This window comes from Pedobacter sp. 01T416_2 (genome assembly GCF_056398925.1).
In genome coordinates this window covers 1-1,208 of record NZ_JBFTQI010001156.1, presented here as the reverse complement: position 1 = coordinate 1,208, position 1,208 = coordinate 1, and the positions used below count along the sequence as shown (strand labels likewise).

Below are 1,208 nucleotides of genomic sequence, written 5' to 3'. Positions count from 1 at the left end.
TATCTGTTCAGGTAAAAGATGGTGCGATTAAGGGAGAGAGTCGATTAACGGCTTTAATCAAAAATGGATCTGTGAAGGTGATGAATGGCAAAATTAGCATCAATCAGGCAGATGAAGTAACACTTTACTTGACGGGCGGAACCAATTTTATCAATGCGCAGGATGTTTCTGGGAACCCTGCAGCCGCCAATGTTAAAGCACTCAATAGTTTAAAAGGTAAACCTTACACCGAAATCAAACAGAAGCACATTAAAGAATATCAAAGCTATTACAACACTTTTAATGTCGATTTTGGCCGTTCGGATAATGAAAACCTTCCTACAGATGAAAGATTAACAAAATTTGCAACTGCAAACGATCCTGCTTTTGCTGCGTTATATATGCAGTATGGAAGATATTTGTTGATTTCCAGCTCCAGGCCTGGTACTCAGCCAGCCAATCTTCAAGGGATTTGGAATGATCTGCTTACACCACCATGGGGAAGCAAGTACACTACCAATATTAACCTCGAAATGAACTACTGGCCGACTGAAATTCTTAATTTATCAGCCTTAAACGAGCCGCTTTTCAACAAAATCAAAGGACTGGCGAAAACCGGAGCTGAAACGGCAAAAGCGTATTACAATGCCCGTGGTTGGGTTTTACACCACAATACCGATTTATGGAACGGTACAGCACCAATTAATGCCTCCAATCATGGTATTTGGGTAAGTGGGGGCGGTTGGTTAAGTGATCATTTATGGGAGCATTATCAATTTAGTAAAGACCGTAAGTTTCTGGAAAGTGAAGCCTATCCTTTAATGAAACAAGCTGCTTTATTTTACGAAGATTTTTTAGTGAAAGACCCGAAAACAGGTTGGTTAATTAGTACACCTTCTAATTCACCGGAAAATGGAGGTTTAGTGGCTGGCCCAACAATGGACCACCAGATTATCAGATCGCTTTTCAGAAATTGTATAACAGCAGCCGAAACGCTTAATGTAGATGCCGAATTCAGAAAATCGCTAGCAGAAAAAGTTAAACAGCTGGCGCCAAACCAGATTGGTAAATACGGACAGTTACAAGAATGGTTAACCGATGTAGATGATACCGCAAGTAAACACCGCCATGTTTCTCATTTGTGGGGCGTTTATCCTGGAAATGACATCACCTGGGATCATGTTTCTCATTTGTGGGGCGTTTATCCTGGAAATGACATCACCTGGGAT

1 protein-coding gene is annotated in these 1,208 nt (G+C 41.1%); it reads left to right on the top strand.

Features of this window, described 5'->3' with window-relative positions; all coding sequences use genetic code 11:
* On the top strand, positions 1 to 1,208 hold a 1,208-nt coding region (locus AC1DPQ_RS28190; RefSeq protein ID WP_477611631.1), incomplete at both ends, for a glycosyl hydrolase family 95 catalytic domain-containing protein.